Genomic DNA, 16,421 nt, shown 5'->3' with positions numbered 1-16,421 from the left:
GCGCTCGCCGCCGCCGGCGCGGGCCTGCTCACGACGACGATCCAGCTCTTCGAGGATGTGCTGCAAGGAAGACTCCGGCCCGGTGCGTGAACGTCGCAAAGATCGGATTTTGCGGGCTTGGGGGCTGAAGGCTCAAGGAAATTGAGGTTTCGGCGAGGGCTTGCGAACTTGCATCTTGTGAAATAGCAAAGTTGCGAAATGGGAGAGAAGCTGTTCATCGGGCCGCGCCTGCGGCTGCTGCGCCAGGCCAAGGGCTGGAAGCTGGAGGGCTGCGCCGCCCAGCTGGGCCTATCGGCCAGCTACCTGTCGCAGATCGAGGCCAACCAGCGGCCGGTCACCGCCCGGGTGCTGATCGACGTCATGCGGGTGTTCGAGGTCGACGCCGCCTCGCTGGACGCCGCCGACGACCAGCGCCTGATCGCCGACCTGCGCGAGGCCAGCGCCGACGTGGCCAGTGATCCGCCCAGCCTGTCGGAGATCAAGGCGGCGGTGGCCAATACGCCCAACCTCGCCAAGGCCTACCTGGATCTCCACCGCGCCTATCGCCGGCTCGACGAGCGGCTGAAGGCGACGGAGGAGGCCGTGTCGCTGGACGAGCGCGGGGCGGCCAGCGCGCTGCTGCCCTACGAAGAGGTGCGCGACTTCTTCCACTACAAGAACAACTACATCCACAGCCTCGACATCGCCGCCGAGGCCCTGGCGGGCGAGATCGGCGGGGGCGGCGAGCGGGCGCTGGAGGCGTATCTCGCCGGTCTCGGCGTTCGCGTGGCCCGCAGCGGCGAGGCCGACCTGCTGCGCCACTGGGACGCCGCGTCGCGGACCGTGACCGTGGGCGCGGCCCACCCCGAGGCCACTCGCAGCTTCCAGCTGGCCTACCAGATCGCCGCCCTGACCCTGTCCGACATCGTCGAGGCCGAGCTGGCGGCGGCGGGTTTTCGCAGCGACAGCGCCGCCAAGGTCTGCCGAACGGGCCTGCTGAACTACGCCGCCGGCGCCCTGGTGCTGCCCTATGAGCGGTTCCGCGAGGCGGCGCGGGCGGCGCGGCACGACATCGAGCGGCTGGCGCTGAGCTTCCAGACCAGCCTGGAGCAGGTATTCCACCGCCTCTCGACCTTGCAGCGGCCGGGCGCGCGGGGCGTGCCGTTCTACTTCGTGCGGCTGGACCGGGCCGGCAACATCACCAAGCGCCACAGCGCCACGCGCCTGCAGTTCGCCCGCTTCGGCGGGGCCTGCCCGCTGTGGAACGTCCACGACGCCTTCGCCCGGCCCGACGCCTGGCTGGTGCAACTGGCCCAGATGCCGGACGCGACGCGCTACATCTGCCTGGCGCGGGGGGTGGTGAAGCCGTCGGGGGCCTATCGCCAGGCCGAGCGGCGCTACGCCCTGGGCCTGGGCTGCGAGGCCCGCTACGCCGACCAGCTCGTCTATGCCGACGGGCTGGACATGGCCGGCCCCTCGGCGCCGATCGGCGTCAGCTGCCGGATCTGCGAGCGCGACGACTGCTCCCAGCGCGCCTTCCCGCCGGTGGACCGGGCCTTCGAGGTGTTCGAGGACGACAGGCGGTGGGTGCCGTTCTCGCTGCGGGGCTGAAGCCGCTCCAACCCGCGTCATCCCGGGCGTAGCGAAGCGGAGACCCGGGACCCAGGGGCCGCCGCAATGCTTTGGCGATCGTCTGGGCGGCGAACCTAAACGCTGCGCCCGGTCCCCCTGGGTCCCGGATAAGCGCTGCGCGCTTTCCGGGATGACGAGGATGGGGAGGCGAAGAACCCTACGCCTCGATATCCACGTCCTTGGTTTCCTTCAGGAACAGGATGCCGATCACCGCCGTCACCCCGGCCACCGCGATCGGGTACCAGAGCCCGTAGTAGATGTTGCCCGTGGCCGCGACCATGGCGAAGGCCGTGGTCGGCAGGAAGCCGCCGAACCAGCCGTTGCCGATGTGGTAGGGCAGGCTCATCGAGGTGTAGCGGATGTTGGTCGGGAACATCTCGACCAGCATGGCCGCGATCGGGCCGTAGACCATGGTGACGTAGATCACCAGCAGGCTCAGGACGAACACCACCAGCGGCTTGTTGACCTTGGCCGGGTCGGCCTTGGCCGGATAGCCGGCGGACTTCAGGGCGTCGGCGAGCTTGGCCTCCCAGGCCTTCTTGGCGGCGGCGAACTCGGCCTTCGGCAGGGTCTCGCCGCGGAACGAGGGCAGGGTGGCGCCGCCGATGCGGACCTCGGCGGTCTCGCCGGCCGCGGCCGGCTGGTTGTTGTAGCTGACGCCGGCCTTGGCCAGGTAAGACTTGGCCAGGTCGCAGGAGGTGTTGAACACCGTCTTGCCGATCGGGTCGAACTGGAACGAGCAGTCGGCCGGGTCGGCGACCACGGTCACCGGGGCCGAGGCGGTGGCGGCGGCCAGCTGCGGATTGGCGGCGCTGGTCAGGGTCTTGAACAACGGGAAGTAGGTCAGGGCGGCCAGGGCGCAGCCCAGCATGATGATCGGCTTGCGGCCGATCTTGTCCGACAGCCAGCCGCAGACCACGAAGAACGGCGTGCCGATCAGCAGGGCGATGGCGACCAGGGTGTTGGCCAGGGCGCCGTCGACCTTGAGCATCTTCTCGATGAAGAACAGGGCGTAGAACTGGCCGGTGTACCAGACCACGGCCTGGCCGGCGGTCAGGCCTACCAGAGCGAGAATGACGATCTTCAGGTTGCCCCAGCGGGCGAAGCTGTCCTTCAGCGGCTGCTTGGTGCCCTTGCCCTCGTCGACCATCTTCTGGAACGACGGGCTCTCCGACAGCTGCAGGCGGATCCACAGCGACACGCCCAAGAGGGCGATCGAGATCAGGAACGGAATGCGCCAGCCGAAGGCCTGGAAGGCGTCCTCGCCGACGGTCGAGCGGGTGGCCAGGATCACCACCAGGCTCAGGAACAGGCCGAAGGTCGCGGTGATCTGGATGAAGCTGGTGTAGAAGCCGCGACGCCCGTGCGGAGCGTGCTCGGCCACATAGGTCGCCGCCCCGCCGTACTCGCCGCCCAGGGCCAGGCCCTGGATCAGGCGCATCACCACCAGGGCGATGGGCGCGATCACGCCGATCTGCTCGTAGCTGGGCAGCAGGCCGACGACGAAGGTCGACAGGCCCATCAGCAGCATGGTGACGAGGAAGGTGTTCTTGCGGCCCCAGAGGTCGCCCAGGCGCCCGAACACCAGGGCCCCGAACGGCCGCACCGCGAAGCCGGCGGCGAAGGCCAGCAGGGCGAAGATGTAGCCCGTGGTCTCGTTCACGCCCGAGAAGAAGTGGTGGGTGATATAGGTCGCCAGCGAGCCGTACAGGTAGAAGTCGTACCACTCGAAGACCGTGCCCACCGACGCCGCGCCGATGACCAGGGCGTCCTTGCGCTCCACGACCTTACCGTCCTTAGCGCCAGACGTCGCAGCGGCGTCAGCCATATCCCTCATCTCCTCCTAGGTCGCCGTCTCTATGCGGCGTTGTGGTTGAGTGCAGGTATGGCAGGCCGTGGCGCCGCTACGGAAGGGGAACTTTCGGGGAACGTCGGGTTCCGAACGGTGATTTTTCGGCTTGACGGGTTACCGGTAGCAAGTCTTGCGGGGCTTGCCGTCCCGCATGCTGGAATCAGGCCTTGGCGGGGGTCTCCCTGGCGATGGCGCGCTTTTCACGCGAGGCGATCCGCCGACCGACGAGGGCGGCCAGGGCCTCGTCGAGCATCGGATAGGCGAAGCGGAAGCCGGCGTCGCGGGCCGCCGCCGGCAGCACCTTCTGGCCGCTCAGCAGCAGCTCGTCGGCAAAGGGGCCGAGCGCCGTCCGCAGCGGCCAGGCCGGGGCGGGGAGCAGGGCGGGACGGTTCAGCGCCCGGCCCAGGGCGGCGGCGAAGGCGCGGTTGGTCACCGGCCGCGGGGCCGTGGCGTTGACCGCGCCCTTCCACTGCGGGGTGGCGATGGCGTGGGCGATCATCCGCACCACGTCGTCCAGGTGGATCCAGCTCATCCAGTGGCGGCCCGTCCCGAACGGCCCGCCCAGGCCGAATTCGAACGGCGTCAGCATCCGCGAGAGCATGCCGCCTTCGGTGGACAAGACGAGGCCGATGCGCAGGCGCACCACCCGCACGCCATGGGCCCCGGCGCGGATCGCGGCCTTCTCCCACAGGGCGCAGATGAAGCGGGAGAAGCAGGGCTGGCCGCCGTCCGCTTCGGTGAGCGGCTCGTCGCCGCGCAGGCCGTACCAGCCGATGGCCGAGCCGCTGACCAGCACCTGGGGCTTCTTGTCCAGCCGGGCGATCAGGGCGACCACGGCCTTGGTGGTGCGCACGCGCGAGCGGACGATGCGGCGGCGCTTGGCGATCGTCCACAGGCCGTCGGAGATCGGCTCGCCGGCCAGGTTGACGACGGCGTCCAGCCGCGTGTCGTCGGCGATCTGGGCAAGATCGGTGACGATGCGGATCGGGGCGGGCAGGGCGGCGGCGTTGGCGCGGTCGCGGGTCAGCACGGTCACCTCGTGGCCGGCCCCGACCAGGGCCGCGACCAGGCGGGCGCCGATCAGGCCGGTGCCGCCGGTGACCAGGATGGCGCGTCGCGGCGGGATGGCGGCGACCAGCGGGGTCGGGTCATCGACGGCGATCCGCGCCGTCCGCCCGGCGGCCGCCAGGTCGCGCAGGCCGCTGACGACCACGCCGACGGCGGCGACAGCGCAGAGGATGCTCCAGACGCCATGGAAGGCGGGAACGACGCCGGTCGGCCGTCCGGCCCAGCCCAGCAGCAGCGGCGTCAGTATGGCCAGCACCACCCCGTAGTTCAGGGTCAGCAGGGTGTGCAGCACCCGCTCGCTGGCCGGCAGCCTGCGGGTGCGGTCCTCCTCGACGAAGTCCCACAGGGTGATGACCAGCTCGCCCGCCATCAGGGCCAGCAGGGCGATCGCCCAGGCGCCTTCGGGACGGCTCCAGCCCAGGGCGGCGAACATCACCCCATAGGCCAGGTTGCGCACGCCGTGCAGGACGAGCTCGCTCTTCTGCGACGGCTTCCAGGCCAGGCGCTGGGTCAGTTCGTGGTGGTAGAGCGTGTCGAAGCCGCCCATGGCCACCTGCACGAAGACCAGGATCCAGATCAGGTCGGTCATTGGGTCACCTCCAAGGGGTAGGTCGCGGCGCGTTCGCGGAACACGCCGACCTGGCGCATCACCTCGCCCAGCAGGGGGTGATGCAGGCGAAGGACGAAGTCGAAGCGCCCGTCGGTGCGGTCCACATGGCTGATGGTCAGCTCGCCGGGCGCCAGCCAGGCCGGCAGCCGCAGGCGCATGGGGCCAAGAGCGAGGAAGTAGTGGTCGCTGTGGAAGTGCAGGGCGCGCGCGTCGGCGCTGACGGCCAGGGCGATGCCGAAGCCGCCGCCGAGATATTCCTCCAGCCCCGTGGGGCCGGCGAACCGCTTGCTGCTGTGGATCACCTGCGGGAAGCCATGGGCGCGGCCGTACATCCGGGTCCAGAACTGGCCGCCGGCCTCGTGGTCCTCGGTGACGGTGACCACAGCCGCCACGCCCAGGTCGTCGCCCAGGGGCAGGGGCGCGCCGATCAGGCGGCACAGCTGGGCCAGGATCCAGCCGGCGGCGTTGCGGTGGCTCTCGACGATCTCGCCGGCGTAGGTGACGGCCAGGCCGGGCGCCATCCGCTTGCTGAACCGCTCGCGCACCACCGGCGGCAGGCCGGTCCAGGCCTCCGTCCCCAGCAGGGCGGCGAAGCGCAGGTCGTGAAGCATATCCGGCGCGGCCGTCGGCGGGGCCTGGCGAGGAACCTCTTGTGCTGCGAGCCCAAACGTCTGACTTCCCCGTATTCTCAGTTATTTCTGTAAAAACAGAAATTGATGGTCAAAATTTTTGAGGCGTCCCCCGACGCCCCGTTCCGGGAGCGCCGCCTTATGACGGCGGCTTGCGGCCCAGGCCCAGTAAGCCCACCACCTTGGTCCCCATCTTGATCAGGGCCATCAGGGTGGACGGCGGCACGGTCAGCATCTGGCCGTACCAGCCGTCGATGGTGCTGACGAACTCGTGCATCGAGCGCAGGCGGCTCTTGGCCACCTTGCCCAGGGTCGGGTCGCCGTCTGCGGCGGCCAGCACGTGGGTCAGGGCCTCGACCATCGGATCGATCTCGCGCTCCTTGCGGCCCTCGGCGATGCGGGTGAGCATCAGCCAGAGATCGGCCTCGGCCTCGTAGTGGTCGCGGCGGTCGCCCAGCACCGGGATGCGGCGGATCAGCTTCCAGCCGATCAGTTCCTTGATGCTGTTGGACACGTTGGAGCGGGCCAGGCCCAGGGTCTCGGCGATGTCCTCGGCCGTCATCGGCTTTTCGGCCAGATAGAGCAGGGCGTGGATCTGGGCGACCGACCGGTTGACGCCCCACTGGCCGCCCATGTCGCCCCAGCGCAGGACGAACTGCTCGACCGCGGCGGGGAGCTTTCTGGTCATGTCGGCTGTTTCTGTCATGACAGAAATATCAGTCCGAAGGGTTTTGGAGTCAAGCGGGGATCGGCGGAGATCCACACGCATCCTCGTCGTCATTCCGGCCGAAGCGCAGCGAAGAGCCGGGACCCAGGGGCGACCGCAAGGCGCTTGCCAACGCTGAGGCGGCGAACCCAAGCGCCGCGCCCATTCCCCCCGGGTCCCGGGTCTACGGTCCGCTGCGCGGTCCTTCGCCCGGGATGACGAAGAAGGAGGGGCGGCCTTCGTGACGAAACATGACCAGCCGGTTCTGTGGCTTGATTTGTAATATCAATACGAAGATATTCCGCCCGCAAATCCGGCCGCGCACGCCCGCGGCCTACAAGATCGAACGGGAGCTTACGCCATGTCGGGATTGAAGAAGCTGGGGCTGGGCCTCATCGCCGGACTGCTCGCCTCGACCAGCGCCCTGGCCGCCGAGCCCCTGCCGCCCAAGACCTATCTGGGCGTCGACATCTCCTACGCCAACGAGATGGACGACTGCGGCGCGGTCTACCGCGATGGCGACCGGAAGGTCGAGCAATACGCCTACTTCAAGCAGGCCGGGGCCAACATCGCCCGCATCCGCCTGTGGAACGACCCCCAGTGGACCAAGTATTCCAACACCGAGGACGTGGTCCGCAGCATCAAGCGCGCCAAGGCCGCGGGCCTGCAGGTGCTGCTCGACTTCCACTATTCCGACGACTGGGCCGACGGTGAGAAGCAGCTGGCGCCCAAGGCCTGGGAGAAGCTGTCGACGCCCGACCAGGCCAAGGCGCTCTACGCCTTCACCTACGACACCCTGCGCAAGCTGGACGCCCAGGGCCTGATGCCCGACCTTGTGCAGGTCGGCAACGAGACCAACGGCGAGATCGTCTCGACCCTGGCCAAGGCCAAGGACCCGATCAACTGGGACCGCAACGCCGTGCTGTTCGACGCCGGCATCAAGGCCGTGCGCGACGCGGGCGCGGCGGGTTCGAAGAAGCCGCGGGTGATGCTGCACATCGCCCAGCCCGACACGGTCGAATACTGGTTCGCCGCCGCCGCCAAGGCCGGGGTCACCGACTTCGACATGATCGGCATCAGCTACTACAGCAAGTGGTCCAAGCGCTCGATGGCCCAGCTGGGCGCCACCATCAACCGCCTGCGCAACACCTATGCGGCCGACGTCGTGGTGGTCGAGACGTCCTATCCCTTCACCACCGAGGGCGCCGACAGCTCGCCCAACCTGCTGGGCGAGGACTCGCTGATCCCCGGCTATCCGGCGACGCAGGAAGGCCAGAAGAAGTATCTGACCGACCTGACGCAGCTGGTCTTCGCCAATGGCGGCACGGGCGTCTTCTACTGGGAGCCGGCCTGGGTCTCGACCAAGTGCAAGACCCGCTGGGGCACGGGCTCGAACTGGGAGAATTCGACCCTGTTCGACTTCAAGGGCCAGCCGACGCAGGGCATGCAGTGGCTGTCGACGCCTTACGCCTTCCCGGTCGAAACCACCTTCAAGGTGGCGGCGGGCGACAAGCCGGCGGCCTTCATCGACGGCGACTTCCTGGGCGGGGCGGGGCCGCGTCCGATGGTTCGCGAAGGGGCCGACTTCGTCTATCGCACCCGGCTGATGCCGGGCTCCTCGGTGACCGTGGCCACCGCCCCGACCGCCGAGGCCGTGGGTTCGGCGCCCGCCGTCACCGCCACCATCGCGGCCAAGCCCCGCGCGCTCCGACTGCCCGTCGCGCCCTGACGCTTGTCATATGTGATTGGTATGATAAATAGCACTGACGCGTCGATCGGCAGAACCGACGCGTCAGCGCCCGCAGAGGCGCGGTCGACTTCGGCGCGGACCGTCGCGCCCCACTGATCCGGCGATCTGAGCGCCGGTCCAATCCACAAAACCAGAAAACAGCCACGCCCGCAGAAGGCGTCGCGTTTCCAATTGGGGGAACTAGATGACCCGTCAAACCATGCTGCTCGCCGCCGCCAGCGGCCTGAGCCTGCTCGCCGTTTCGTCGGCCGCTTGGGCTCAAGACACCGCTGTCTCCGACACGCAGGTCGAAGAAGTCGTCGTCACCGGCGTGCGCAAGAGCCTGCGCGACGCCCTGGACGTGAAGCAGGGCTCCGACAAGGTGGTCGAGGCGATCTCGGCCAAGGACATCGGCGTGCTGCCCGACGTGACGATCGCCGAGTCGATCGCGCGCCTGCCCGGCGTCAACGCCACCCGCGACCGCGGCAACGACAGCCAGGCGGTGGTCCGCGGCCTCGGCGCCCGCCTCGTGCTCGGCACCGTCAACAACCGCGAAGTCGCCTCCACCGAACCCGACCGCAACGTCCGCTGGGAAATCTACCCGTCGGAAGTCGTCTCGGGCGTGCAGGTCTACAAGTCGCAGTCGGCCGACCTGATCGCCGGCGGCGTCGCGGCCACCATCAACATCTCGACCCTGGATCCGCTGGACTACAAGGGCCCGTCGGTCGTGCTGCGCGCCGGCCCGGTGTTCTACGACGGCGGCAAGGACATCCCGAACTACAACACGACCGGCTACCGCGCGAGCGGCTCGTTCGTGCAGAAGATCAACGACGACCTGGCCATCGTGATCGGCCTGACCAACCAGCGCCAGAAGAACGGCTACGGCTCGTTCACGGGCTGGGGCTACAACGACTCCGCCGCCCGTCCGCCGGCCGGCGCCAGCGACTACAGCAGCGACGTCGACCATGACGGCGACCTGGACGCGACCCCCTGGGGCGCCCAGATGTCGGCCAGCCGCATCGACCAGAAGCGCACCGGCGTTTCGGGCGGCCTGCAGTGGAAGCCGACCGACAACTTCGAACTGAAGGCCGACGCCCTCTATTCGAAGATCAAGATCACCGAAGTGCAGGACCAGACCGTCTGGGGCGCCAACAACTGGGGCAACTGGAACACCGGCACGGGCAACATCGGCTGGCACGACGGCACGTACAACGCCACCGGCGCCTCCTACACGATCGTCAACAACACCGTCGTCGCCGCCACCCTGCCTTACAGCTCGGTGCAGACCGTCCTGGCCAAGTACAGCGAGGACAAGGACCTGTTCGCCGGCGGCCTGAACGGCAAGTGGACCGGCGACCAGTGGACGGTCGCCGGCGACGTCTCCTATTCGAAGGCCAAGCGCACCAACACCTGGAAGGCCGTCCGCTTCGAGGCCTGGCCGGAATGGACCAGCTTCGACTGGCGCGCCGGCCGCACGCCGACCATCACCACCAGCCAGGACAGCCTGAGCCTGTCGCAGACGGCCGACCTGGCCGGCTCCTACGACGGTCCCGAGCACCTGCGCGACGAGCTGAAGGCCGCGGCCCTCGACTTCACCCGCGACTTCGGTGACGGCGTGTTCAAGAGCGTGCAGTTTGGCGCCCGGATCTCCGACCGCACCAAGGACCACAACAGCTACAGCTTCGCGCCGACCGCGACCGGGGCCACCATCCCGGCCAGCCTGCTGACCTCGTACAAGCTCAGCGGCGGCGCCAACGTGCCGGCCCTGCTGACCGGCGACATCGACAAGATCGCCGCCATCGCCTACGGCGCGGGCGCGTTCAACATCGCCAACGCCACCGAGGAACTGGCCGAGCGCTGGAGCGTCAACGAGAAGGTCTACGAAGGCTACGGCAAGCTGAACTTCGCCGCCGACGCCTTCGCCGGCTCGTGGCTGACCGGTAACGTCGGCGTCCGCGTGGTCCACACCGAGACCAGCAGCGACGGCATGCAGCAGCAGACGGACAACAGCTACACGGCCGTCACCGTCGACAACGACTACACCGACGTCCTGCCCAGCGCGAACCTCAAGTTCGACTTCCAGGAAGGCCGGATCTTCCGCCTGGGCCTGAGCAAGGTGATCGCCCGTCCGCCGCTCGACGAACTGCGCGCCAGCCGCACGCTCGCCAACTGGGCGCCGTGGACCGGCAGCGCCGGCAATCCGAACCTGAAGCCGTTCGAGGCCCTCCAGCTGGACGCCTCGTTCGAATACTACTTCCGTCCGGAAGCCCTGGCGGCGATCTCGTACTACTACAAGGACGTCGACTCCTACATCGGCTGGAAGCAGAGCGCGGTGACCTACGGCGGCCAGACCTATGCGGTCTCCAGCCCGGTCAACGGCGGCAGCGGCTACATCCAGGGCGTCGAGTTCACCTTCCAGACGCCGTTCTTCTTCCTGCCCAAGGGCTTCGACAAGTTCGGCATCTACTCGAACTACGCCTATGTGGACTCCGACCTGCACGAGTTCTCGCCGGTCAACAATCCGCTCAGCCTGACGGGCCTGGCCAAGAACACCGCGACGATCGACCTGTGGTACGCCAACGGTCCGCTCGAAGCGCGCCTGGGCTGGAAGTACCACTCGCCGATGACCGTGATCTACGGCTGGAGCGGCTCGGACCTGCAGACCCTCGACACCGAGAAGACGCTGGACTTCAGCTCGTCCTACCAGATCAACGAGATGGTCGGCGTGCGCTTCCAGGTCAACAATCTGACCAACCAGGAACTGCGCATGTACCGCGACAACGATCCCAATCGGATCGGTCGCTACGACAGCTACGGCCGTCGCTACCTGGTCGACGTGACCCTGAAGTTCTAATCCACCCATCCCCCTCGCTTCGGCGAGGGGGCTGCTATCCAGCCGCCCCTCGCCTTGGCGAGGGGACTACTATCCAGGACGTCATTCCTCCCCGACGATCCTTTGCGAGGGGAGGGAGCCGGGAGCGCGACAGCCGAAAGTGGATGCCGGTTTCGGCGTCTGTCGCGCTCCAGCTAGATAGCGCGAGCCTTTTTGCTTCGGCTCAGATGAAATCTGAGCCGGAAAGGCTCGCAGGCTTCCTCCCTTTCTTTTTGCTTTGAGAGGTCCCCCGATGGTCGAGTTCAGCCGCCGGCAAGCTCTGGTCGCCACCGCCGGCGTCGCCGCCTTCGCCGCGTCTTCCGCCCAAGCCGCTTCCAAGCCCGCCGCCCCCGCCAAGCCCGAAGCCAAGCCCGTGGTCGTCGATTTGGGCCCGCGCGAGCGTTCGAGCCTCGACTTCGACTGGAAGTTCCATCTCGGCCACGCCCAGGACCCTGCCCGCGACTTCGGCTTCGGCGCCAACCAGCGCACCTACGCCAAGGCCGGCGCCAACGCCCCCAACTGGTGGGTGGCCGCCGCCGCCCAGAAGGACTTCGACGACAGCGCCTGGACCCCGGTGACCCTGCCGCACGACTGGGCCGTCACCCTGCCGTTCGTCGACAACCCGGCCTACGTTCCCAGCGGCAAGCCCGACGACGAGGACCTGCGCGCCGCTCACGGCTACAAGGCGCTGGGCCGCGAATTCCCCGACACCAGCGTCGGCTGGTACCGCAAGAGCTTCGCCCTGCCGGCCGCCGACGCCGGCAAGCGCCTGTCGATCGAGTTCGACGGCGTCATGCGCGACGCCCTGGTGATCATCAACGGCTACATCCTCGAGCGCGAGGACAGCGGTTACGCCAGCTTCCGCGTCGACATCACCGACATCGCCAATCTCGGCGGCGACAACCTGATCACCGTCCGCGTCGACGCCAGCCTCGGCGAAGGCTGGTTCTACGAGGGCGCGGGCATCTACCGCCACGTCTGGCTGGTCAAGACCGCCCCGGTCCACGTGCCCCAGTGGGGCGTCTTCGTGAAGGCCAAGGTCGACGGCACGCTGGAGATCGAGACCGATCTGGCCAACGACGGCGACGCCGCCGCCGAATTCGAGCTGGTCCACGCCGTGCTCGACGGCGCGGGCAAGCCGGCCCTGGCCGTGGCCCCCGCGAGCGGCCGCCTGCCGGCCTGGCAGCGCCAGTCGCTGTCGCAGACCGTCACCCTGGCCAACCCCGTGCTGTGGTCGCTGGAAAACCCGCACCTCTACACCCTGGTGACCGAGGTGAAGGTCGCCGGCGCCGTGGTCGACCGCTTCGCCACCCCGTTCGGCGTGCGCTCGGTGCGCTTCGATCCCGACCAGGGCCTGTTCGTCAACGACAAGCACGTCAAGCTGCAGGGGACCTGCAACCACCAGGACCACGCCGGCGTCGGCGCGGCCATCCCCGACGCCCTGCAGGTCTGGCGGGTGGAGCAGCTGAAGTCGATGGGCTGCAACGCCTATCGCGCCTCGCACAACCCGGCCACGCCCGAGCTGATGGACGCCTGCGACCGCCTGGGCATGCTGCTGATCGCCGAGACCCGGCGGATGTCCAGCGACCCCACCTCGCTGGACGAGATGGAGCGGCTGATCCGCCGCGACCGCAACCACCCGTCCATCATCCTGTGGTCGATCGGCAACGAGGAGCCCCAGCAGGGCACGCCGCGCGGCGCCAAGGTCGCCAAGACCATGAAGCGCCTGGTCAATCGTCTCGACCCGACCCGTGGCGTCACGGCGGCCATGGACAACGGCTTTGGCGACGGCATCACCGCCGAGCTCGACGTCATCGGCTTCAACTACCGCCACGAGAAGATGGACGACTTCCACGCCCGCTTCCCGAAGCTGCCGATCATCGGCAGCGAGAGCGGCAGCACGGTCACGACGCGCGGCGAATACCTGCGCAGCGAGGCCAAGTCCTACGTCCCGGCCTACGACACCGACCACCCCTGGTGGGCGACCACGGCCGAGAAGTGGTGGAGCCACGCGGCCGACCGTCCGTGGATGGCCGGCGGCTTCATCTGGACCGGCTTCGACTATCGCGGCGAGCCGACGCCCTTCAACCGCTGGCCCAGCATCAGCTCGCACTTCGGCGCGCTCGACACCTGCGGCTTCCCGAAGGACAACTATTACTACTACCGCGCCTGGTGGCGGCCCGAGCCGCTGCTGCACCTCTTCCCGCACTGGAACTGGGAAGGCCAGGAAGGCAAGCCCGTCCCCGTCTGGGTTCACAGCAACTGCGACAAGGTCGAGCTGTTCCTCAACGGCAAGAGCCAGGGCGTGCGGGAGGTGAAGGCCAACCATCACGTCGAATGGTCCGTGCCCTACGCCCCGGGCGTCATCGAGGCCCACGGCTACAAGAACGGCAAGGTGATCCTGCGCCAGCGCCGCGAGACCGCCGGCCCGGCCGCCGCCCTGCGCCTGACCACCGATCGTTCCACGCTCGCCGCCGACGGCCAGGACGTCGGGATCCTCAAGGTCGAGGTGGTCGACGCCAAGGGCCGTCCCGTGCCCAAGGCCGAGGACCTGGTGACCTTCGCGGTCACCGGACCCGGCGAGGTGATCGGCGTCGGCAACGGCAACCCCACCAGCCACGAGAGCGACGTCGCCAGTTCGCGCAAGGTCTTCAACGGCCTGGCCCAGGCGATCGTGCGCACCAGGCGCGGCCAGGCCGGCGAGGTGCGGGTCCTGGCCTCGGCCCCGGGCCTGAAGCCGGCCTCTCTGGCGCTGAAGGCGGGGTAGGGATCCACGCAAGATCCTTCCACGAGACGTCGAAATGGGGGTGGACGCTGGCCGCGAGCGGGGCAGTATCCACCCCTTCTTTCGTCAGCCTCGCCAGGATCGTCCATGCGCCGCCCGACCCAACTGCTGCTCGTCTCGCTGCTGGCCCTGACGGCGGCCGGACCGATGGCCGGCGCGGCCGTGCGCGAGGCGCCGCAGGCGCTGTTCACCGGCCGCGACCTCTTCGGCCTCGAGGTCGCCAGCGACCCGCAGATCCGCCCCGACGGCGACGTCATCGCCTATGTGCGGGCCACCAACGACATCATGGTCGACCGCGCCGTGCGCTCGATCTGGCTGGTCGACGCCAAGACCGGCGTCCAGACGCCGCTGGTCGCGGGGCCGGGCTCGGCCATGTCGCCGCGCTGGTCGCCCGACGGCCAGCGGCTGGCCTATGTGCAGGTGACGCCCGACGCCGGCGCCCAGCTCTACGTGCAGTGGGTCGCCACCGGCCGCACCGCGCGCCTGGCCACTCTGGACGAGGCCCCCAGCGACCTGACCTGGTCGCCGGACGGCAAGACCATCGCCTTCACCATGCTCACCAGCGACGACGGCGCCAAGCTGGGCTCGGCCCCCGAGGGCAAGCCCGACAACGCCAAGTGGGCGCCGGCCCTGACCGTCGAGACCCGCGTCAACTTCCGCGAGGACGGCGAGGGGACGCTGAAGCCCGGCTATTCCAAGATCTACACCGTCTCGGCCGAGGGCGGGGCGCCGCGCCAGCTGACCTTCGGCCGGTTCGACGACCGGGGCCCGCTGTCCTTCACCAAGGACGGCCGCTACCTGCTGTTCTCGGCCAACCGGTCCGAAGGCTGGGAGCGCGACGGAAACCAGACCGAGATCTGGCGCCTGACCCTGGCCGACGGAGCGCTCAAGGCCCTGACCAGCCGTATCGGTCCCGACGCCAGTCCGGTGGTCTCGCCCGACGGCCGCCAGGTGGCCTATGTCGGCTACGACGACTCCCGCCGCCGCGGCTACGAGAACCAGCGCCTCTACGTGATGGACATCGACGGCGGGAACAGCCGGGTCCTGACCGGCGGCCTCGACCGCTCGGTGGACGCTCCCGTCTGGTCGGCCGACGGCCGCAGCCTCTATGTCGACTACGACGACCACGGCTCGGTGCGGGTCGCCCGGGTCGGCCTGTTCTCGGGCGAGATCGAGACCATCGTCGCCGGCCTGAACGGCGCCGGCCTCGACCGCCCCTACAGCGGCGGCCAGTTCACCGTCGCGCGCGACGGGACCGTGGCCTTCACCCAGGGCTCGACCAGCCGGCCCTCCGACATCGCCGTGGCGAAAAAGGGCGCCGAGGCCCGCCGCCTGACGGCGCTGAACGCCGACCTGCTGGGCGCCAAGACCCTGGGCAAGGTCGAGGCCCTGCCGGTGAAGTCGTCCTATGACGGCAAGCCGATCGACGCTTGGATCGTCACCCCGCCCAACTTCGATCCCGCCAAGAAGTATCCGCTGATCCTCGAGATCCACGGCGGACCGTTCTCGGCCTATGGGCCGGGCTTCTCGACCGACTACCAGCTCTACGCGGCGGCCGGCTACGTGGTGGTCTACGCCAACCCGCGCGGCTCCACCTCCTATGGCGAGGCCTTCGCCAACGAGATCGACCGCAACTATCCCAGCCACGACTACGACGACCTGATGAGCGCGGTGGACGCCGCCGTGGCCAAGGGCTTCGTCGACAACGACCGCCTTTACGTCACCGGCGGTTCGGGGGGCGGGGCGCTGACGGCCTGGATCGTCGGCAAGACCAGCCGCTTCGCCGCGGCCGCCACCCAGAAGCCGGTGATCAACTGGACCAGCCAGGTGCTGACCACCGACGCCTACAGCTCGATGGCCTCCTACTGGTTCGGCAAGATGCCGTGGGAGGACCCGCAGGGTTACTGGGCCCGCTCGCCGCTGTCGCTGGTGGGCAATGTGAAGACCCCGACCCTGGTCGTGGTCGGCGACCAGGACCTGCGCACCCCCGTCGGCGAGGCCGAGCAGTACTACCAGGCCCTGCAGCTGCGCGGCGTCCCCACCGCCCTGGTCAAGGTCCCCGGCGCCAGCCATGGCGGCATCGCCAGCCGCCCCTCCCAATCCGCCGCCAAGGCCTCGGCCATCCTGGCCTGGTTCGAAAAGTTCCAGTCGCCGCCGAAGTAAGTCCAGATCCTCCCCCTCTGAGGGAGGTGGCCCGAAGGGCCGGAGGGGGGCCGTTTTCAGCTTCCGCAGCGCCGGCCGTCTCGCATCCGGCAGCAAACAATCTCCGCCTCCCTCGCCCTCGTGGCGAGGGCCCATGCCGGCGACCACTCAGACCTGGGCCGTCCTGCAAAGGTCTGAGCGGCTGAACCATGGATCCTGGGCACAAGGCCCAGGAAGGCGGTGTTGGGGGCGAGGGAAGTTACGGAGGCAGGAGCCTGCCTCTCCTCCCGTACAATCCCCGCGAAAGCGGAACACCTGATCCCTCTCCCCTTGTGGGAGAGGGTGGCCTCGCGGAGCGAGGTCGGGTGAGCAACCATGTTGATCAGGCTTGGCGCACCCAGGGCTGCTGTCGTGCGA

The 16,421-nt window shown here is 68.8% G+C and carries 10 protein-coding genes; 6 read left to right on the top strand and 4 right to left on the bottom strand.

The window, feature by feature from the left end:
- Nucleotides 1-198 precede the first annotated feature (198 nt).
- On the top strand, nucleotides 199-1,590 hold the full coding sequence (locus DMC18_RS09030) for a short-chain fatty acyl-CoA regulator family protein (protein ID WP_110119896.1): 1,392 nt from the start codon (nucleotides 199-201) through the stop codon (nucleotides 1,588-1,590).
- Nucleotides 1,591-1,768: 178 nt separating this feature from the next.
- Here DMC18_RS09030 and DMC18_RS09025 read toward each other — a convergent pair whose 3' ends face one another.
- The 4 genes from DMC18_RS09025 to DMC18_RS09010 all read right to left on the bottom strand — a co-directional run bounded on the left by DMC18_RS09025 (nucleotide 1,769) and on the right by DMC18_RS09010 (nucleotide 6,458).
- On the bottom strand, nucleotides 1,769-3,439 hold the full coding sequence (locus tag DMC18_RS09025) for an MFS transporter (protein ID WP_110119897.1): 1,671 nt from the start codon (nucleotides 3,437-3,439) through the stop codon (nucleotides 1,769-1,771).
- A 184-nt stretch (nucleotides 3,440-3,623) separates the two neighbouring features.
- Complete coding sequence (locus tag DMC18_RS09020; RefSeq protein ID WP_110132871.1) at nucleotides 3,624-5,120, bottom strand: TIGR01777 family oxidoreductase; 1,497 nt, start codon at nucleotides 5,118-5,120, stop codon at nucleotides 3,624-3,626.
- Entirely contained in the window at nucleotides 5,117-5,752 is a 636-nt protein-coding gene (locus DMC18_RS09015; RefSeq protein WP_110119898.1) for a DUF4166 domain-containing protein, read from the bottom strand. The genes DMC18_RS09020 and DMC18_RS09015 overlap by 4 nt, the downstream gene beginning before the upstream one ends.
- A 157-nt stretch (nucleotides 5,753-5,909) precedes the next feature.
- On the bottom strand, nucleotides 5,910-6,458 hold the full coding sequence (locus tag DMC18_RS09010) for a GbsR/MarR family transcriptional regulator (protein WP_199228454.1): 549 nt from the start codon (nucleotides 6,456-6,458) through the stop codon (nucleotides 5,910-5,912).
- Nucleotides 6,459-6,527: 69 nt separating this feature from the next.
- Here DMC18_RS09010 and DMC18_RS27280 point away from each other — a divergent pair, with 69 nt between their 5' ends.
- The 5 genes from DMC18_RS27280 to DMC18_RS08990 all read left to right on the top strand — a co-directional run bounded on the left by DMC18_RS27280 (nucleotide 6,528) and on the right by DMC18_RS08990 (nucleotide 16,025).
- Nucleotides 6,528-6,695, top strand: coding sequence for a hypothetical protein (locus tag DMC18_RS27280; protein WP_370444022.1), 168 nt, complete (start codon nucleotides 6,528-6,530; stop codon nucleotides 6,693-6,695).
- 142 nt (nucleotides 6,696-6,837) lie between these two features.
- Entirely contained in the window at nucleotides 6,838-8,205 is a 1,368-nt protein-coding gene (locus tag DMC18_RS09005) for an arabinogalactan endo-1,4-beta-galactosidase (protein ID WP_110119900.1), read from the top strand.
- A 205-nt stretch (nucleotides 8,206-8,410) separates the two neighbouring features.
- Nucleotides 8,411-11,059 carry a TonB-dependent receptor gene (locus tag DMC18_RS09000; protein WP_110119901.1) on the top strand — a complete coding sequence of 883 codons (2,649 nt, stop codon included), beginning with the start codon at nucleotides 8,411-8,413 and terminating at the stop codon, nucleotides 11,057-11,059.
- A 271-nt stretch (nucleotides 11,060-11,330) separates the two neighbouring features.
- On the top strand, nucleotides 11,331-13,844 hold the full coding sequence (galA, locus tag DMC18_RS08995) for a beta-galactosidase GalA (protein ID WP_110119902.1): 2,514 nt from the start codon (nucleotides 11,331-11,333) through the stop codon (nucleotides 13,842-13,844).
- 105 nt (nucleotides 13,845-13,949) lie between these two features.
- On the top strand, nucleotides 13,950-16,025 hold the full coding sequence (locus DMC18_RS08990; protein WP_110132870.1) for a S9 family peptidase: 2,076 nt from the start codon (nucleotides 13,950-13,952) through the stop codon (nucleotides 16,023-16,025).
- Nucleotides 16,026-16,421 lie beyond the last annotated feature (396 nt).

Origin of the sequence: Caulobacter sp. D5 (genome assembly GCF_003185805.1) — a bacterium.
GTDB lineage: Bacteria > Pseudomonadota > Alphaproteobacteria > Caulobacterales > Caulobacteraceae > Caulobacter.
Note: the sequence above shows the minus strand (reverse complement) of the source record. Positions and strands in the feature narration are given on the sequence as shown.

What these genes read in the sequence shown, in the direction of transcription:
- DMC18_RS09030 (WP_110119896.1), top strand. Translation starts at nt 199, where the DNA reads ATGGGAGAGAAGCTGTTCATCGGGCCGCGCCTGCGGCTGCTGCGCCAG.
- DMC18_RS09025 (WP_110119897.1), bottom strand. Translation starts at nt 3,439, where the DNA reads ATGGCTGACGCCGCTGCGACGTCTGGCGCTAAGGACGGTAAGGTCGTG.
- DMC18_RS09020 (WP_110132871.1), bottom strand. Translation starts at nt 5,120, where the DNA reads ATGACCGACCTGATCTGGATCCTGGTCTTCGTGCAGGTGGCCATGGGC.
- DMC18_RS09015 (WP_110119898.1), bottom strand. Translation starts at nt 5,752, where the DNA reads ATGCTTCACGACCTGCGCTTCGCCGCCCTGCTGGGGACGGAGGCCTGG.
- DMC18_RS09010 (WP_199228454.1), bottom strand. Translation starts at nt 6,458, where the DNA reads ATGACCAGAAAGCTCCCCGCCGCGGTCGAGCAGTTCGTCCTGCGCTGG.
- DMC18_RS09005 (WP_110119900.1), top strand. Translation starts at nt 6,838, where the DNA reads ATGTCGGGATTGAAGAAGCTGGGGCTGGGCCTCATCGCCGGACTGCTC.
- DMC18_RS09000 (WP_110119901.1), top strand. Translation starts at nt 8,411, where the DNA reads ATGACCCGTCAAACCATGCTGCTCGCCGCCGCCAGCGGCCTGAGCCTG.
- galA (WP_110119902.1), top strand. Translation starts at nt 11,331, where the DNA reads ATGGTCGAGTTCAGCCGCCGGCAAGCTCTGGTCGCCACCGCCGGCGTC.
- DMC18_RS08990 (WP_110132870.1), top strand. Translation starts at nt 13,950, where the DNA reads ATGCGCCGCCCGACCCAACTGCTGCTCGTCTCGCTGCTGGCCCTGACG.